This is a genomic window from Streptacidiphilus sp. EB103A, from assembly GCF_041261405.1.
In the GTDB taxonomy this organism is placed as follows: Bacteria; Actinomycetota; Actinomycetes; order Streptomycetales; family Streptomycetaceae; genus Streptacidiphilus.
Genome location: NZ_JBGCAQ010000011.1, coordinates 16,533 through 33,372, shown reverse-complemented (window position 1 = coordinate 33,372; position 16,840 = coordinate 16,533). Strand labels below are relative to the sequence as shown.

17 protein-coding genes are annotated in these 16,840 nt (G+C 63.2%); 12 read left to right on the top strand and 5 right to left on the bottom strand.

All coding sequences use genetic code 11. The features are described from left to right. Window positions 1-90 precede the first annotated feature (90 nt). The 5 genes from ABH941_RS19205 to ABH941_RS19185 all read left to right on the top strand — a co-directional run bounded on the left by ABH941_RS19205 (window position 91) and on the right by ABH941_RS19185 (window position 6,895). Window positions 91-3,234, top strand: coding sequence for an AAA family ATPase (locus ABH941_RS19205; RefSeq protein ID WP_370130621.1), 3,144 nt, complete (start codon window positions 91-93; stop codon window positions 3,232-3,234). Between the two features lie 92 nt (window positions 3,235-3,326). Continuing rightward, window positions 3,327-4,724, top strand: a complete 1,398-nt coding sequence (locus tag ABH941_RS19200; protein ID WP_370130620.1) for an FAD-binding oxidoreductase — start codon at window positions 3,327-3,329, stop codon at window positions 4,722-4,724. Window positions 4,725-4,881: 157 nt separating this feature from the next. Then, window positions 4,882-5,475 (top strand): Uma2 family endonuclease, encoded by a 594-nt coding sequence (locus ABH941_RS19195; protein ID WP_370130618.1) that lies wholly within the window; start codon window positions 4,882-4,884, stop codon window positions 5,473-5,475. 530 nt (window positions 5,476-6,005) lie between these two features. Further along, window positions 6,006-6,368 carry a helix-turn-helix domain-containing protein gene (locus tag ABH941_RS19190; protein WP_370130616.1) on the top strand — a complete coding sequence of 121 codons (363 nt, stop codon included), beginning with the start codon at window positions 6,006-6,008 and terminating at the stop codon, window positions 6,366-6,368. Between the two features lie 149 nt (window positions 6,369-6,517). Further along, the gene (locus ABH941_RS19185; protein WP_370130615.1) at window positions 6,518-6,895 is read left to right on the top strand and encodes a hypothetical protein; all 378 of its coding nucleotides are present in this window, start codon (window positions 6,518-6,520) and stop codon (window positions 6,893-6,895) included. A gap of 95 nt (window positions 6,896-6,990) precedes the next feature. Here the strand turns inward: ABH941_RS19185 and ABH941_RS19180 are convergent, their stop codons facing one another. The 3 genes from ABH941_RS19180 to ABH941_RS19170 are packed head-to-tail and all read right to left on the bottom strand — an operon-like array spanning window position 6,991 to window position 10,299. Beyond that, the gene (locus tag ABH941_RS19180; protein WP_370130614.1) at window positions 6,991-8,694 is read right to left on the bottom strand and encodes a hypothetical protein; all 1,704 of its coding nucleotides are present in this window, start codon (window positions 8,692-8,694) and stop codon (window positions 6,991-6,993) included. A gap of 49 nt (window positions 8,695-8,743) precedes the next feature. Further along, on the bottom strand, window positions 8,744-9,388 hold the full coding sequence (locus ABH941_RS19175; RefSeq protein WP_370130612.1) for a hypothetical protein: 645 nt from the start codon (window positions 9,386-9,388) through the stop codon (window positions 8,744-8,746). Beyond that, on the bottom strand, window positions 9,388-10,299 hold the full coding sequence (locus tag ABH941_RS19170; protein ID WP_370130611.1) for a hypothetical protein: 912 nt from the start codon (window positions 10,297-10,299) through the stop codon (window positions 9,388-9,390). The genes ABH941_RS19175 and ABH941_RS19170 overlap by 1 nt, the downstream gene beginning before the upstream one ends. Before the next feature lie 507 nt (window positions 10,300-10,806). Between ABH941_RS19170 and ABH941_RS19165 the strand changes: the two genes are divergently transcribed. From ABH941_RS19165 to ABH941_RS19135, 7 genes are all read left to right on the top strand, one after another. Continuing rightward, the gene (locus ABH941_RS19165; protein ID WP_134004921.1) at window positions 10,807-11,073 is read left to right on the top strand and encodes a hypothetical protein; all 267 of its coding nucleotides are present in this window, start codon (window positions 10,807-10,809) and stop codon (window positions 11,071-11,073) included. Further along, on the top strand, window positions 11,054-11,572 hold the full coding sequence (locus tag ABH941_RS19160; protein ID WP_370130610.1) for a DUF6879 family protein: 519 nt from the start codon (window positions 11,054-11,056) through the stop codon (window positions 11,570-11,572). The genes ABH941_RS19165 and ABH941_RS19160 overlap by 20 nt, the downstream gene beginning before the upstream one ends. Window positions 11,573-11,584: 12 nt before the next feature. Next, on the top strand, window positions 11,585-12,430 hold the full coding sequence (locus ABH941_RS19155) for a helix-turn-helix domain-containing protein (protein WP_370130609.1): 846 nt from the start codon (window positions 11,585-11,587) through the stop codon (window positions 12,428-12,430). A 124-nt stretch (window positions 12,431-12,554) separates the two neighbouring features. Beyond that, complete coding sequence (locus ABH941_RS19150; protein WP_370130608.1) at window positions 12,555-12,731, top strand: hypothetical protein; 177 nt, start codon at window positions 12,555-12,557, stop codon at window positions 12,729-12,731. Between the two features lie 184 nt (window positions 12,732-12,915). Next, entirely contained in the window at window positions 12,916-14,001 is a 1,086-nt protein-coding gene (locus ABH941_RS19145; protein WP_370130607.1) for a radical SAM protein, read from the top strand. Between the two features lie 3 nt (window positions 14,002-14,004). Next, a complete protein-coding gene (locus ABH941_RS19140; protein WP_370130606.1) occupies window positions 14,005-14,136 on the top strand; it encodes a hypothetical protein in 132 nt (43 codons plus the stop codon). Between the two features lie 69 nt (window positions 14,137-14,205). After that, window positions 14,206-15,006, top strand: coding sequence for an aminoglycoside phosphotransferase (locus tag ABH941_RS19135; RefSeq protein WP_370130605.1), 801 nt, complete (start codon window positions 14,206-14,208; stop codon window positions 15,004-15,006). Between the two features lie 101 nt (window positions 15,007-15,107). Here ABH941_RS19135 and ABH941_RS19130 read toward each other — a convergent pair whose 3' ends face one another. Next, on the bottom strand, window positions 15,108-15,647 hold the full coding sequence (locus ABH941_RS19130) for a hypothetical protein (protein ID WP_370130604.1): 540 nt from the start codon (window positions 15,645-15,647) through the stop codon (window positions 15,108-15,110). Window positions 15,648-15,866: 219 nt separating this feature from the next. Continuing rightward, window positions 15,867-16,823 carry a hypothetical protein gene (locus ABH941_RS19125; RefSeq protein ID WP_370130603.1) on the bottom strand — a complete coding sequence of 319 codons (957 nt, stop codon included), beginning with the start codon at window positions 16,821-16,823 and terminating at the stop codon, window positions 15,867-15,869. Window positions 16,824-16,840 lie beyond the last annotated feature (17 nt).

The following is a 16,840-nucleotide window of genomic DNA, read 5'->3' as shown; positions in this document are numbered from 1 at the left end:
GGTGTCGCACAACGGCAGGCTCCCGCCGCTACCTTGGGAGCATCGACGGGCAGGTGCGTCCGGTCCGAGAGGTCAGGGGGTCGCGGCCTGATGCTGCACGTCAGTCTCTTGGGACAGCAGGCGATCACCGACGTCACCACCGGCACCGTGCGCACGCGTTCGTCACGCTCGATCGCTCTCGTCGCCTTTCTGGTCACCCATGCGGGTTCGCCGCAGACCCGGCAGCGCATCGCCGGACTGTTCTGGCCCGAGTCGACGGACGCACAGGCGCTGACCAACCTGCGTCGCGAGTTGCACCACCTGCGTCACCTCCTCGGCGACGAGCCCGCCCTCGTCGTGACTCCCAGGGATCTGTGCTGGTGCGAGACCAGGACGTGCCGCGTCGACGTGCTCGTCTTCGACAGCGAGCGCAGGGCCGCCCTGGCTGCCGCGGCGGCCGAGGACAGCGAGGGGGTCCTCGTGCACGCCACCACAGCCGTTGCCCAGTACCGAGGGGAGCTCCTCCCCGGCATGTACGACGACTGGCTCCTCGGCGCCAGGTCGGAACTCGAGCGCCAGTGCGTGGACCTGTGCGATCTGATCTGTGCGACCCGGGCGCGACGGGGCGACCTGACCGGGGCCGTGGATGCCGCCCGCCACCGCATCCGGCTGCAACCGCTGGAGGAGGTCGGTTATCGCACCCTGATGCAGTTACAGGCCGACCTCGGGGACCGTGCCGGTGCCCTGAGCACGTACCACCACTGCGCTTCGGTCCTCGACCGCGAGCTCGGTATCGTCCCGGACCCGGCGACGCAGCAGGCGATCCAACGCCTGACGGCCCGCGTGGACCCGACGGACACGAGGCTGCCGACGCTGCGGCCCACCGTCAGCCGTTCCGGCTTCGCCGCGGCACAACTCGTCGGACGGTCCCGGGAGCTGGGCATGCTTCAGGACCTGTGGCGGACCGCCGCCGCAGGCCGTCCCGGCCTCGCCCTGGTCCGCGGCGGCGCCGGCGTAGGGAAGACCCGGCTGGTGGCCGAGGTCGCCGAAGCAGCGCGCCTGCAAGGGGCGGTGGTGGCCAGTACCCAGTGCTTCGGGACCTCGCGGCGGCTGGCGCTGGCGCCGGTGGCGGACTGGGTCCGGCACCCGGCGGTCCGGTCGGCGACGGAGACGCTCGACCCGGCCTGGCGCGCCGAGGTCGACAGACTGGTGCCGTCCAGGGGCCGCCTCGAAGAACGCGAGGGAGAACGCGAAGGAGAACGCGAGGCGACCGCGCGGGCGATGGTGGACGCCTGGCAGCGCCACCGCTTCTTCGAGGGCCTGGCACGGGCGTTGATCGCGGTCGACCGCCCGATGCTGCTGGTCCTGGACAACGTGCAGTGGTGCGACCAGGAGACGCTGACGTTCCTCACGTTCTGCCTGGGACTCGCCCCCGAGGCTCCGATCCTCGTCGCCGGGACGTTGCGCAACGACAGCCTCGACGAGGACCCGGAACTCGTGGACTGGACCGTCAGGATGCGGGCCGCCGGACTGCTCACCGAGCTCTCCCTCAGCCCGCTGGAGGCCGCCGACACGGCACGTCTCGCCGAGGCGATCTCCGGGCGCCGCCTCGACCGGGCCGACACCGGCCTGCTCCAGGCGACCACGGGCGGATTCCCGCTGCACATCATCGAGGCAGTACGCGGCAGCATCGACCTCGGCCGCACCCCACTGGCGGTCGGCGACCTCACCGGAGTACTGCGCCATCGGCTCGAACAGGCGACTCCGACGGCCCGGGAGGTGGCCGGCCTCGCCGCGGCGGTGGGGACGAACTTCACCCTCGACCTGCTCACCGAGGCGAGCGACCTCGAAGCCGACACCGTGGTCGCAGCCGTCGACGAACTGTGGCAGCGCAGGATCGTGCGCGAGTTCCGCGACGGCTACGACTTCGCCCACGATCTGCTCCGCGAGACGGCATACGCGCAGGTCAGCCCGCCGAGACGGTGGCTGCTGCACCGGCGCGTCGCCCAGGGCCTGGAACTGCTCCACGCCGCCGACACGGACCTGGTCTCGGCCCAGCTCGCGGAGCAGTACGCCCGTGGCGGGAGGACCGATCGAGCGGTGGCCTACTACCGGCGCGCGGCCGACGTCGCGGCAGGCATGTTCGCCCACACCGAGGCGATCAGGCTGCACCAGGAGGCGCTGTCCCTCGTGCGTGGACTGCCCGAGGGGAGAAGCCGGGACACACTGGAACTCGCCGTCCTCGAAGCCATGGCAGCGCCGCTCAACGCCAGACACGGCTACGCGTCCCCGGAGTTGCAGCAGGCGCTCGAACGCTCCATCGCCCTCGCGGAATCGCTCGGCCGCAAGGACGCCATGCTCACCGGCCTGGCCGGCCTCTGGGCGTCACGGTTCGTCCAGGGGCGCACCGGCGACGGATACCGGACGGCCGTCCGCGCGCTGAGCCTCGTCGGCCCCGACTCCGAGCTGAGCGGCCCGGCCCACTTCGGCGTCGGCGGCTCGGCGGTGAGCCTGGGGAGGCCCGCGGAAGGGCTCCGCCACCTCCAGCTGGCCGCCCAACTGGCCAGCGGTGCCGTCTCATTGAGCATCGGCACCCGTCCCGACGTGCACAGCACGGCATTCGCCGCGCACGCCAACTGGCTGCTGGGCCACGACGAGCAGGCCCGGTCCAGCTGCCTCGACGCCATCGGGCTGGCCCGGGAGATCGAGCATCCGTACAGCCTGGCCGTGGCCCTGGCATACGGCAGCGTCACCCACCAGATGCGCCACGACATGGCCGCGCTGCGGGACACCGTCGGCGAGTTGTGCGAGCTGTGCGAGCGGTACGGCTTCGCCTACTACCGCGAGTGGGGGCTCATTCTCGACGGCTGGTCCCGCACCGACCGGTCGGGCCTCGGACTGGCCCGACGAGGCATCCACAACCTCACGTCGGAAGGCTCGTTCGCCCGCATGCCGTACTGGCTGTCGCTGCTCGCTGACCTGTTGGCGCGCGACGGCCGCCCGGACGCCGCCCGGGCGGCCCTGGACGCCGCCCTCGTCGCCGGGCAGGCCAGGGACGACCTGTGGTGGCTGCCGGAGGTGGCCCGGATGCGCGCCGCCTACGACAGCGACGAGGCAGCGGCCGTCTCACGCCTGCGTTCCGCCGCACGGATGGCATCGGCCCACGGCAGCACGGCGCTGCTCCGGCGCTGCGAACGCGACCTCGCCGAGCACGGCGTTCGGATCCCGACCGCCGACGCTCCCCCGGCCTGCTGACCCGAGCGTCTCCGCGAACGCTGTGCGAACGCCGTGGGTCCTAACGTCGCTGTCGCCCGAGGTTCGGGCAACGCATTCGAGGGGGAAGCGACATGAGCACCACACCTTACGCCCAACTGGCCGCCGTCCTGCGCGGCGAGCTGATCACGCCGGGGGACCCGGGGTACGACGAGGCGCGCGCCGTCTACAACGCCATGATCGACAAGCGCCCGGCCGCCGTCGCCCGCTGCCGGGACACCGCCGACGTCATGGCCTGCGTGCGCTTCGGCCGCGAGCACGGCGTCGAGATCGCCGTCCGGGGCGGCGGCCACAACGCGGCCGGCCTGGGCGTGTGGGACGACGCCCTGGTCATCGACCTCTCGCTGCTGCGCAGCACCACCGTCAGCCCGCAGCACCACACCGTCCGCGCCGACGCCGGCTGCACCTGGGGAGACGTCGACCACGCGACCGTGGCGTTCGGGATGGCCACTCCCTCCGGCTTCCTCGCGTCCACCGGGGTGGGCGGCCTGACGCTGGGGGGCGGCATCGGCTACCTGAGCCGCCGCTTCGGTCTCACCGTCGACAACCTCCTGTCCGCCGACGTGGTGCTCGCCGACGGCACCTTCGTGACGGCCGACGAGAGCTCCCACAGCGACCTGTTCTGGGCCCTGCGGGGCGGGGGCGGCAACTTCGGCGTCGTCACCTCGTTCACGTTCCGCTGCCACGACATCGGCGCGGGCGGCACGATCATCGGCGGCCCGGTGCTGTACGACCTCGCCGACACAGTCGAAGTGATGCGCTGGTACCGGGAGTTGCTGCCGTCGCTGCCGGAGGAGCTGAGCGGTTGGCTCGGCCTGATCACCATCCCGCCCGCCCCGCCGTTCCCCGAGGCGCTCTGGGGCCGCAAGTCCTGCGCCATCGTCTGGTGCTACACCGGCTCGCACGACCGGGCCGACGAGGTGCTCGAACCGGTCCGGACCTTCGGCTCGCCGCTGCTCGTCGGGGTCGGCGAGATGCCGTTCAACCTGCTGCAGAGCGCGTTCGACGGGCTCTACCCAGCCGGGTTGCAGTGGTACTGGCGGGCGGACTTCTTCGACGAGATCTCCGACGAGGCGATCCAGGTCCACCAGAAGTACGGCGAACAACTGCCGACCGGCCACTCCACCATGCACCTCTACCCCATCGACGGCGCCGCCGGCCGCGTGCCCGCCGACGCCACCGCCTTCGCCTACCGGGACGGCGGCTGGGCCGGCGTCATCGTGGGCGTCGACCCGGACCCGGCCAACGCCGGCCTCATCTCGCACTGGGCCCAGGACTACTGGGAGGAACTGCACCCCACCTCGGCCGGCGGCGCCTACGTCAACTTCCTGATGGACGAGGGCCAGGACCGGGTCAAGGCCTCCTACCGCGGCAACTACGCCCGGCTCGCCCAGATCAAGCACCGCTACGACCCCGACAACACCTTCCACATCAACCAGAACATCCAACCCGCCGACAGGACCGACGCATAGGCGGTGACCGCCGGGGTGGCATCCGATAGGCGCCTCGCAACATCGGACATTGAATGCCCTGGACGGGAAAGCGCCATCGACTATCGTCAGGCAGGAGGGGTGATCTGCGCCCAGGCACCCGGCCGGCTCACAGGACTCGACCGAAGGAGGACGACTCATGACTGCGCTCTCCGATCGCCCACAAATGCTGCCCGAGGAGTTCGAGGAGTTCGCGCGGCTCAGTGCGCACGCTGCCGAGGGCGTTCGGCTGGAGTTCATCAACGGGAAGCTGAGGGCCAAGCCCGTGCCGGACGGCGCCCACGGCCGCATCATCGAATGGCTGACGCGCATCTGCATCCAGGGCCGGCCCGAGTTGTGGCTGTACGACCAGGGCCTGAAGATCCAGACCTACCGTGGCGGACATGCTCGGCCGGACGGCACGCTTGCCCCCAGCGGCGCGTTCGTCGGCCAGGGCGAATGGGCCACTACCGAGCAGGTGCTCATGGTCGTCGAGGTCACCTCCTACGACTCCGACTCCGACACCGACACCGACCAGCGCGACCGAGTGGAAAAGCCCCGTGCCTACGCCGAGGCGAATCTCCCCATCTACCTCCTCATTGACCGCGACAGCTGCGAAGTCACCATCCACAGCGAACCTGACGGCGTCCGCTACGAGAGGCTCCAGACCCTGCCCTTCGGCAGGACTGTCGCCCTTCCCGAACCGGTGAACCTCACTCTGGACACCGAACCGCTCAAGGATTGGATCCGCTGACCCCTAGCGATCCCCGGAATCCGGGATTCCCAGCTCTACGCTGTGTAAGTGGGTCGGTTCGCGCCCGCCAACCAACCTGATGGCCGCGTCCCTTTGGACACGTTGATGCCGACCCCGGCCGGTCGCGTTGGCCAGCCTCTGCTTTGTGCATCCAACCAGCCGCAATACGACCCTCTCCCCTACGACCGCGACACAGCGAGGATCTACGTCCAGATGTGTGCCACAGTGATCGCCATCAGTCGCCAAGTCCGCGGGCACAAGGCCGACCTGATGATCGCCGCCACAGCGGCCAGGAATGGACTCCCCCTCTGCACATCAAACCCGAAGGACTTCAGGGCCTGGACGACCTCGTGGAGATCGTTGCTGTCACGCGTCCGACAGCTTGAGACCGTGTATTCACCCGGACCCGCAGGCCATGGAGTCGACGCACTTCTTCGCGCGCTGATCGGATGGTGCACCCCAGTAAACGCCACTGGAACACAGGGGTACACCTTTCCACCCTTAAGTCCCTTATCGGTAAATTGCCCGATATGGCGACACCAGTTGTGCCACACGAGCCCCGCCCGACGCCACGTACGGCGAAGCGACTGAAGGACGAGCAAGTACAGGAGCTGATCCTGGCGTACACCGGAGGCTCCACGGTCTTCCAGCTCGGTGACCGCTTCGGAATCGACCGTCGCACCGTCGGGGCAATCCTCAAGCGGAACGGCGTGGACACAAACCGCCACTCCCTTACCGAGGAAGCGGCAAAAGAAGCAGTACTGCTGTATGAACAAGGTCGATCACTGGCAAGCATTGCCAAGCAAATGAACGTCAGCTACAGCACGCTCCGCACAAAACTATTGAAGCGCGGCGTGAAGATGCGAGGCGTGAACGGGCAGGAGCGACCCTAGCAAGCACGGACAGCAGCACCCCGTTTTGCCTCACGGCTCCGGCCGGCGAGCGGGGCGCTCCCCTTCCAAGGGATTTCAAATGCCTTGAAACTCAATAAGCCTTGAGCTATAAATAAAGGCTGTGCATCAAAATAAGGAGGGAGGTTTGAATGAATGAGCAACAACCAGAAATGCAGCCACAAGTGTCACTCTCCGAGGAGGAGCGTAAACCCGTGGTCTTCGCAGTGCGCGTTGATCCAAGCCTCCGAGAGCAACTGGAGGCGCTGCGCGGGATCACCGGCCAGAGCGTCAATGACCTTGGCGTAGAAGCACTCAATGACTGGGTGACCAAGACCCTCGCCGATGAGACAATTAGCAAGAAGGCCATGGAGGAGATAGACGCCGAGGAGCGCAGGCTCCAAGACCGACGTAACACCATCGCGGGAATCCTGGGCAAGAAAATCGGCGAGGCGACCACTACGGGTGAAGCTTCCCCCGAAGCAGAGCCCGTAAAGCGAAGCGGTCGGCAGCCGAAGGGAACGGAGTAAATTTCTCAGCAGAATCCGCGGGCGGCCTGCATAGGATTTCTCTTGTAGATTTCAACAGCAGGAGACTATGGCGGGCTGTCCAGCGCTCGCGTTCTCTAAAGCCAATAGCTGTCATCCATGTCTGGATCCGCCTGGAGATCGGACCTAACCATCCAAAGCTCAAGGTTGTTCCTCTCCCATTCGTCGACCCCTGCACGCGCTTGATTGAGCGCTTCACACTGGCCATCCGACAAATAGAAACGCAATGATCTCACCGCATCCCACGCCTTGCTTGCCTCCCGTATATCCATAGGATCCGTTGAAGCAGCGCTAAGGTAACGCTCTACGGCGTTGATGACGATGTTCCTGCCAATCCGAGGATGTAGCTTCGGCAAGATATTGATTCCACCATCCGCACTGTAGACGATAACAATCGTTGTGGGCGGCTCGCTACCCAAGTATCGAATAGCATTATTGTACCGACTGCCGCGAGCTGGGTCGCCCTTTCCGCGCGCCATGCCGTCAAGAATCACACCGATGGCATGGCATCTGCCCTGTGGATCTATAAGGACTGCACCATCCATGTCCGTCATCTGAGTCAACAAGTCAGGGCTCAGAAATGTCGGCTCAATGGACCACGACTGCGGCGAGAGTCGGTTAGCTTCTCCAGGGGCGTCACCTGAAATGATAAGCATTGCTCCATGCCTGTGATCCCCGGCCGCGTGAGCAGCATCAAGCAGTGCTTGAATATCCGCATCCGGAAATAGGCGATCGACGAGATCCCGAAAGTATTCCTCGTCAAGCACCCGCGACGGCAAACGTGGAACTCCGTCTCGAACGGTCAACAGTACTTTGCCAGCATGTGAAAGTTCCCAGACACCGCGCCCCGTAATGCTAATAACGAATACGGTCTCACTTTGGACATCATAATCAGGAGTTACGGTTCCGAACCCATAGATCGAGTCTCCATGGGACAGTAGATCGGCCTCAGGTCCGCTCGCCTCCAGAAGCTTCCTGACTGCTGGCACGTTGTCCACTCTAACTGGCTCGCACAGTCTAAAGAGAACCTCTACCGCCGGATCATCATCCCGCGAGATGACGATCCTCCCCGACCCAGAACGTCCCTCGTAGGGCAACGCGGAGATGCTGCTCATCAACAGATGATTTCCGCCGCCAAACATAAAATGAGCACAATACAAGACTGTCCGCATCATATCTTCAGTCGCACTGCGCACGATCTCGTCTATACTTTCAGAGAGAACGCCCGATCCAATATCTGGAATATACAAGGCGCGAGAAGCGCGTCTCAAAACCTCGCTGATAACGGCATGTACAAGGGAGCGGAAGACAACGAATCGATCGACCTCCTCAGTAGAAATTTGAGGAACGCGCTCTAGCTCCCCCCTGTCGACGCTAAGAACAATATGGATCTCGTAGTCCCCGACCCGCACAGAGCCGCTAGAAAAGAAGGCCCTATCCTCTTCTCCCGGCATCAAAGCGAAGGCTTCTTCAAGCGCCTTAGCTCGCATCCGATCACGCAACCGCTGATGTCGCTGTTCATGCACGTGGGGGACTGAATCCCACATGCTACTTTCAGGATGCTCTGCGTATAGCTCTGCTCCTCGTCTGACTACATCAGAGAGATCGGTTGGAACATACGGGCCAGTCTCAGGCTCGATACATACTGAAAACTCGTGGTCTCCAGCAATTTGAAACCCCACAAGCAAGACCTTGGGCTCGCCAAAGAATCCGATCGCCTTAAGCGCAATCCCTGCCCCAATCCCTACCGATCCGCAAAATGAATCTTGAAATCTCCACATGAACTGCCTGATCGAGCGCCCCTGCATGTACTGGCCTCGCTAAAATCTGCTAGCTTTCCCGGGCAAATGGTTGCGCGTCCTTGAAGTCCGTCCCGGCCAAGCCAGATTCGGCATTGCCGTAGCGCTTCGGACTCCACTCCTTAAATATCAACTCACCGTCAGTCTTGCGGTCAGTGAAGTATTCACCTTCCAATCCTTCGCCGGCTTGCGTACCCAGGTACGTCTCTGCCGCGCCGTGGTGCCGTTCGCTACGCCCCCGGACGGCGGGGCGAGGATTATTGACATACTGCCACGTCAAGCGCCAGCGACCATCCGGGTCACAGGCAAGTTTGGCGTTCTCGGAAACAGACTTGGACTCACCGGTGAACAGGGTTACCGTGACATTCGAGGCGGTCTGAGAAACAAAAAGGATAGTTGGGATAGGTGCTACCGCAGTACCGTCCGGCCGGATATACGACGAGATCAGCTCACCGCGCCATGTTCCATGGACAAGAGGAACGCCAGTAAAAAACCGGACAGCTTTCCATCGCCAGATGAAACGGTCCCAAAAAAGGAAGACAATCGTAGCTGCCGTGCCGGCGATTGAGTAGATCTTGAGTGGGGTTGGAGACAAATTCTGCCCTGTAAGGAGCGCGAGCACAAGCCACACTAGGGCGGCAATGCCAATCGATACTTGCTGCCTGATGTTCGCCACTACTTCAACTCCAGGTGCTGCCACGCCTTAAGAGCAAGATTGTGAGCATCTTCCAACGCCCACTTTTGCCCATCGCCAAACAAGGGCTTGATCCCATTCGGCTCGTGCCAGTTGATCGCATCAGCCCCTGGCGCTGTGGCATTCCAGATATACTTGATAGCTGCGCTCAGATCAGAGGTGAGCGGCGTGTCGCCAGCATGTCCGAATTTCCCATCCGGTACACGGTAGACCAGACACTCCATGAAGTAGCTTGGCAATGGAGAGATCGCGCCAGTGGCCACGAGGTCATTCTCTACACGCTTCAGAATCCGAACCAGCTGCTTATAGCGTCTCCCAGTACGATCGTTCTTGGCGACTCCATTTTCGTACTGCTGTTCTGGGTAATTAATCGCCCAATCGGCGCCGCCCTTCCTTGGAGTCGTCGTGCCAGAACGGAACGTTACCTTGCCCATGATGTCGTAGTAATAGTGACGATGCTCGAAGGACGGGACTACATCTGCACTAACACGCCCTCCGTTTTCGTGGATTTCGATTGCCGTGTTTCCGCTTGTGTCACAATCGGTGCCGAACTTGATGCGCAATGCTCGCTCCAGTTCGCTTCGCCAGTCAAGGCCAGAATAGTGAAAACCGGAAACACCCGAAGACTTAATCTTGTCGGCCGCATAGAGGGCACTGTCGTTGTAATAGTAGAAGCCTTGATGAATCACGGCAATATCGACATCGCTATCGGCGCGCACGTTGGTGTTGTTCTTGTAGGAGCCCTTAAGCAGATAGCGCACCTGAATGCCAGACAGGCCCGACCATCCATCCAGTGCACTCCGAACCATGCGCTCGGCGCGCTCTTGCTTATCCTGCTCGGTAGCACTGGATGGCGCCGTGTAGCGAGCCAACTTCTCTTCGAGCGCAGTCACAGTGGAAATTCTCCTTTAAGCTATTCGTGATGAGTATGCGCGTTTCAATGGTAATGATCAAGAAGGAAGGTCGCCTCATCTCGTGATCGCCAGCCACGCAGGGGCTGCCATAAATCCGGACCACTCGCCAGGATGTACGGTCACACCCTGGATAGCGACGATGTGCACAGATTAGCCGGACGAACTGACAACGGCACAATCCGTGCTATGTGATCAAGGTATGGTCTAAACCGGTTACTATCTAACGCCGTCCGATCAGGCCTTCTCTAATATGGAATAGCACATTCCGTTCTACTCGTTAGTACCATTTATCTCCGCCTTCAGCACCCACACGAACGCCATCCCACACATCTACGCGCCGTCAGGTTCGGTCGAAACAACATGCCCTGGCTGGGGCTGAGTTGGCGGTTCCGCCTCGGACGTACCCCGTGGGCACCCTTGACCCCGTACGTCTTCCGGGTGATGGTCGTGCAAGTAGCAGCAACCCTCTCGACAGCGGAGGCACTCATGGCTCTACGGTTCTTGGGTATCTGGCCGAACACGCCCTCCGACCAGTCCCCCACCATCTGGCAGGACGAGGCGACGGGCGACCTGATCATCCAGTCGTGGAAGGCGGACGAGGCAACCGTCAAGGAGGCCCAGGACGTCGGCTCGGTACCGGGCCACACCACGGACATCCCCGAGCACGAGACCGTCATCCGGCTGCCCGCGAACATGCTTCAGTTCATCCCCCGACCCGATGGAGAAACAGGACGTGGCAACACCGGTACGTGAGGCGCTGGCCAGGGCCCAGCGGTCGGCGGTGCATCTGGAGATGCGCGACAGCTACATGCTGGACGACCCCGAGTTCATCGCCTGGCAGCACGGCAAGCGCCTCGACCGCAAGGACCGCGCCTCGTGGTGGCACGGCTGGCATGAAGCCGTCGCCGAGGCTGTGGGCCGCGGGGTGGTGGTTCGCCGCGCCCGGATCGTCTCTGAGCCGCTGCACGACTACGTCTGGTACGAGCACGACCTCACCTACGGCAACCTGGCCGCGGGTGAGCAAGTCCGATGGCTGCCGCGTCGAGACACGAAGGACCTGTCGCTACCCGGATTGGACTTCTGGGTCTTCGACGACGAGATCGTGCACTTCCACCACTTCACCGGGGACGGTCAGCTGGCCGAGCTCGGTGAAGAGATCCTGACGGATCCGGCACTGGTGAAGCACTGTGCCTCGGCGTTCGAGGCCGTCTGGGAACGTGCGATCCCGCACCAGGAGTACCGACCGGTCTGATAGACGCACACCATGCCCGCCTCGTCTTCCTCCAGCGTCCAGCAAGCCCGCCAGGCTCTCGGTGCGCGCCTGGGCGAGATCCGCGATGACGCCGGCCTGACCGGGCGGGCATTGGCGGCCCGCTGCGGTTGGAGCGAGTCCAAGGTCTCCCGTATCGAGCACGCCAAGACATCACCGTCACCGGCCGACATCCGGGCTTGGTGCACGGCCTGCGGAGCCGAGGGCCAGACAGCCGACCTCGTCGCTTCTCTGCGCGCGGTGAACGGCATGTTCATCGAGTGGCACCGGATGGAACGGGCCGGGCTCAAGCAAGCCCAGGAGTCCGTCCTGCCGCTGTACGAGCGCACTCGGCGCTTCCGTTCCTACTCCTCTTGGTTGGTCCCCGGGATGATCCAGACCCGGGGCTACACGACCGCCGTACTGCGAGCCGTTCAGCAAAGCCGGGTCGCCGTGGACGACGTCGAGGCGGCGGTGTCTGTCCGGATGGAACGGCAGCGCATTCTGCATGGTGACCAGCGCTTCGCGTTCCTCATCGAGGAATCTGTCCTGCGCAGCGGCATCGGCGGCACCGAGGTCATGGCCGGCCAACTCGGACACTTGCTGACCGTCGGCTCCCTGCCCAACGTCAGCCTGGGGGTCATCCCCATGAGACCTGACCGCACACGGCTACCAGTCGAAGGCTTCTGGCTCTACGACACGGCGCAGGTCAACGTCGAGCTGGTCTCCGGCTACTTGACCATCACGCAGCCGGGCGAGATCGATCTGTACGTCCAGGCCTTCTCCGAGCTGGCCGAACTGGCGGTCCACGGCGCCGCGGCCCGAGCCCTGATCACGGCTGCCGTCGACGCCCTTGGGTGAAAATCTGCAAGCCCCTGCAAGTTCGTAGACCCCTGCTTTCGCCCACTCGTACGGTCATTGACATGCCGTCAGCAGAGAGGGGTGGGGCGTCAATGAAGCAGAGACAGGCCGGCTGGGGACGGCCATGGCGATGACGCTGCGGGTTTACGAGGTCACCGCCAAAGACGTCACCGAGCTGGTGCCCCGGCATGTGGTCGCCCCCGTCTCCAGCTACACCATTTCGGATGCCCTCCCGCCGTGCCAGTGTCCGCTGCACCGCGGGAGTGTTCCGACTCTGTCGCAGCGGAAGGTCGCCAACTGATGGTCATCGACGAACGCCGCTGGGCCCGCTCCCAGGGCATCGCCCAGGCGTTCTACGGCGCTCGCCAAGCCCGGAGCCTGGCGGCCATAGATTCCCCGCCCCTGTCGGTGATACCACCGGCTCCCCCGTCGGAAGCAAGTACCTACAGGGGCAGGGCTCCATACGTACCGTCCATGGAGGCGACATGCACCAGCTGATCGCGAGTCCGTTCCTGGATCACTTCCTTGTCGTCCGTCCCGGGTCCACCAACGGCATGAAGATCGGCAAGGGCCGGTTCGAGGAACTCCGATCCAATCCAGCTGTGGTGCCGCAGTGGCTGGCCGATGCCGCCCGGAAGGCCTGGGGCATCGAGAAACTGACCTCAGTCATGGTCCGGGAACCGGCTCCTCTGGCCTACGGCCGGGCGTCGTGGGAGATCAACAAGGGCTGCGACTACGACTGTGAGCACTGCTACCTGGGGCTCAAGCGGTTCGAGGGATTGACCTGGGAGAACAAGGTCAATCTGTTGACCGTCATGCGTGACTCCGGCGCCCTGTGGCTCCAGATCACCGGCGGCGAACCGCTCATCGACCGGGACTTCCCCGCGGCCTACGAGTACGCCAACCAGCTCGGCATGATGGTCTCGATCTCCAGCAACGGCAGCCAACTGAGCAAGCCCCGGATCATCGAGATATTGACCCGGCACCGGCCGTACCTCATCGCGGTCAGCGTCTACGGCGCCACCGCCGAGACCTACGACGGGTTGACCCGTAACCGTGGTGCCTTCGGCCGGTTCATCAAGGGCCTGGACGCCGCAAAGGAAGCGGGGCTGTCGCTCAAGCTGAACATCGTGGTAGCCGAGCGCAACGTCCACGAGATCGAGGCCATGGAGGCCCTGGCCGACAGCTACGGCTTCCCGCACCAGGTGTTCACCAGCATGAGCCCGACCATCGAGGGCGGCGGCGAACGGCTCGGAACCCAGGCGGCCAAGTTCGTCGTCAAGCGGGAACCGTTCAAGGGCTGCAACGCCGGGCACACCTTCTTCCACTCCGATCCCTGGGGCAAAGCCTCGATCTGCAAGGTCGGCCGTGATCCCCAGTTCGACCTGATCACCCAGGGCCTCGACGGCTTGCGGCAGCTCGGCTACGTCGCCGACTCCCTTCAACTTCGCACCGGTGGCTGCTCCGGCTGCACGCTGTCCGGCAGCTGCTACACCTGCCGGCCGCTGGCCAAGCTCTACCAGGAGGCGAAGGCCCCGCTCGATACCTACTGCCAGCACGGAGGGAGGTGAACCATGCCGCTCCTGCTTGAACTCACCGAGCGTCCCCTCGGCGACGAGGAGATCGCGTTCGTCGGCGACCTGGACGAGGTCCTCGAAGTCGCCATGTGCTCCTGCTCGTCCAGCGACGCCAACCCGTACTCGTAAGAGGGATGTCCCGGTCTGTACCTTGGGCCGGGACTCTCCGCCCCATGCTCAGGAGCCTTAGCCGTGTCCATGCCGCGTATCGCCTGGCATGACCTTCCCCGCCTGGCTCGGTCCGCCGTCCAGGAGTGCACCGGCCCTGTGCTGGCAGCAGCCAACGTCTCCACCGGGGCCAATTCCGGCCTGGCGGTGAAGCTATACACCCAAACCGGTCCGGTGTTCGTGAAGGGCATCCTCCTCGACCATCCCCAGGCGAAGACGCAGGCGCGCGAAGCAGGGATCAACGCGCACCTCCCGGCGTCTGCTCCAAGGCTCCTGTGGCACGTCCAGGCCGGCGGCTGGGACCTGCTCGGCTTCCAGCTGGTCGAGGGACGGATCGCCGACTACGCGCCCGGCTCCCCTGACCTCCCCATCGTCGTCGTCGCCCTGGAGGAGCTGGCCGCCACCGACTGCCCGGACATTCCACTGTTGGACTGCGCAGGGCGCTACGCGGCCTATACCGACGAGCCCGAGCTGTTCGCCGGGGATGCGCTGCTCCATACCGACATGGCTCCGCACAACGTCCTGGTCGACGACCAGGACAGCGGCATGGCGCACCTCATCGACTGGGCTTGGCCGACAAAAGGCGCGGCCTGGGTCGATCCGGCAGTCTGGGTCATCCGCCTGATCGACGCCGGACACACGCCGCAGATGGCTGAGGAATGGGCAGCCCGGCTGCCGGCCTGGCGGGATGCGCCACGATCAACGATGACGGCCTTCGCTGGGGCCAATGCGGTGATGTGGGAGGAGATCGCCGCAAACAGTCCCGATGTCGAGTGGCAGAAGTCGATGGCTGTGTCGGCGCGGCTCTGGCTCGACTTCCGCGCATCCTGACGTCATTCGGTTCGTTTTTTGGCGACGACGCCGCACAGGTCGAAGCATTCTCAGCTGGTGAGACCAAATAGGTGGGCAGCTTCGTCGGGTAGGTGTAACGATCAGCCAGCGAAATACACCGTGGCAACGGTTTTCCGGGGCGGGAGCTTGTAACGGCTTCCGCTTTTCACAGCCTCGGATACGTTCGCAGTCTGTACAGTCCACTTTCCCGAGGACTTGTCAAACAACTTTCCGTCGACGTCGACAACAATGATGTGATTAGGATCCTGGCAGTAATACGCAGGAATAAGACCAAAGGGCAGCGTATCTACAGCTCCGCCGATTCGACGCGTACACTTGTCACCTCCGTCGAGCTCCATCGCCCAGGGCAATGGATCGGCCCCTGGCTTCATTTCCTTGATCGAGTCCGTTAAAGTGAACTCTCGAAGCGTCATCACCCAGGGAGACACACCACAAAGTACCGTGACACGGTCTGATTTCACCCAGCACACATCCGCCCCGTCCGCAGCACTGCCGCAGGAGACAATATCGGCGGCAACCGCTGAAGGAGATGGGACGTAACAGCTGATATCCCCCGCCATGCGGGTCACCGAGTAGCCCGTACCGACTTTGCCAGAAGCATCCAAGGGTGCGATCTTCACAACAGTCGTTGGTTTTGGCGGTGAACTACAAGCGGCTACACCCATGACGGATGCGCACATGCTCACAATTGCGAGTGACCTTAGTCGTAACATTGATGTCGTTGCCACCTTTCGTTGATCCTGATTGAGTATCTATATAGCATTTAACGACCAGGATATGCCCTCGCCAAGAGCGCCATCTTGCATTCGGGATCGCCTTTGGGTTTTCCACTTTTTTGCTCACGGATCAGTTACGGTCAGCGCCTGGCTTGGGCTCCTGATTCCAGGCTTGGAGACGGTCCCTCCTGACCAAGTAGTTGGACCGCCGCCACCGTTGTACATCCAAAAGGTGTCATTTAGGTTCCCGACTACCTTGAATGGCTTACCTGCATCCGTGATTGGTACAGTCCGAGACTCACCATTAATCACAGCATTTATCGCCAATTCAAAGCTACAGCTACGCTGACTCTTCATTAGTAGGGCGGCGATATCAAACTGCACAGTATCATTACCCGGCACTGGGAATCCGAATGGCTTCGGCGTTGACAGGGCAGGATCAAGGTTCACAGTCTTCGGATAATACAATGGGGTTGGCCGTTTCGCGTCGAGGTCGATAACTATTGCGCGTGGCTCGAGCGGATCAGCTCCACCACCCTCAAAGATTCTGATTCCTTTCATCGGAGCGCCACAGACAAGATTAGTCACTTCCATGCTCCGCAGATAGACATCACCACCCGCGAGGTTCTGGATGGTGACGCCAAAAACCAACCTTCCTACAGCAACGCCGTGGTATGACTCTGCGAACTTATAGAAGTTCTCGGCAACAATTCCCGGATCCCCCACAACTGTTTGCCCGGCAGGAAGCAGCCATTCTTGGTGCCGACCATATACTTCCATCATATCGGGCGAGCTAGCATGAAATGGATCGGTGTCTACCAAAACCTTCAGGTTGGCGGGAGTGACAGCCGCAGGGTGAGATCCAGTGGCTGTGTCCCCTGTTGTCGCCGAGCCAGATGACCCCGACTGCATCCACAGTGCCAGTGCAATTGACAATGCCACTACGACCGCAAGCGAGAGGATGACGAGAGGACGCCAGCCGGAATAGATATTGATCGTTCCATGCGGGGCCACCGGGCCTTTAATGTCCCCGTTGAATTGCGACTGGATCTTTTGCTTGGACGGGTCACGCTTTGCCATGTATTCTCCCCGCCGAA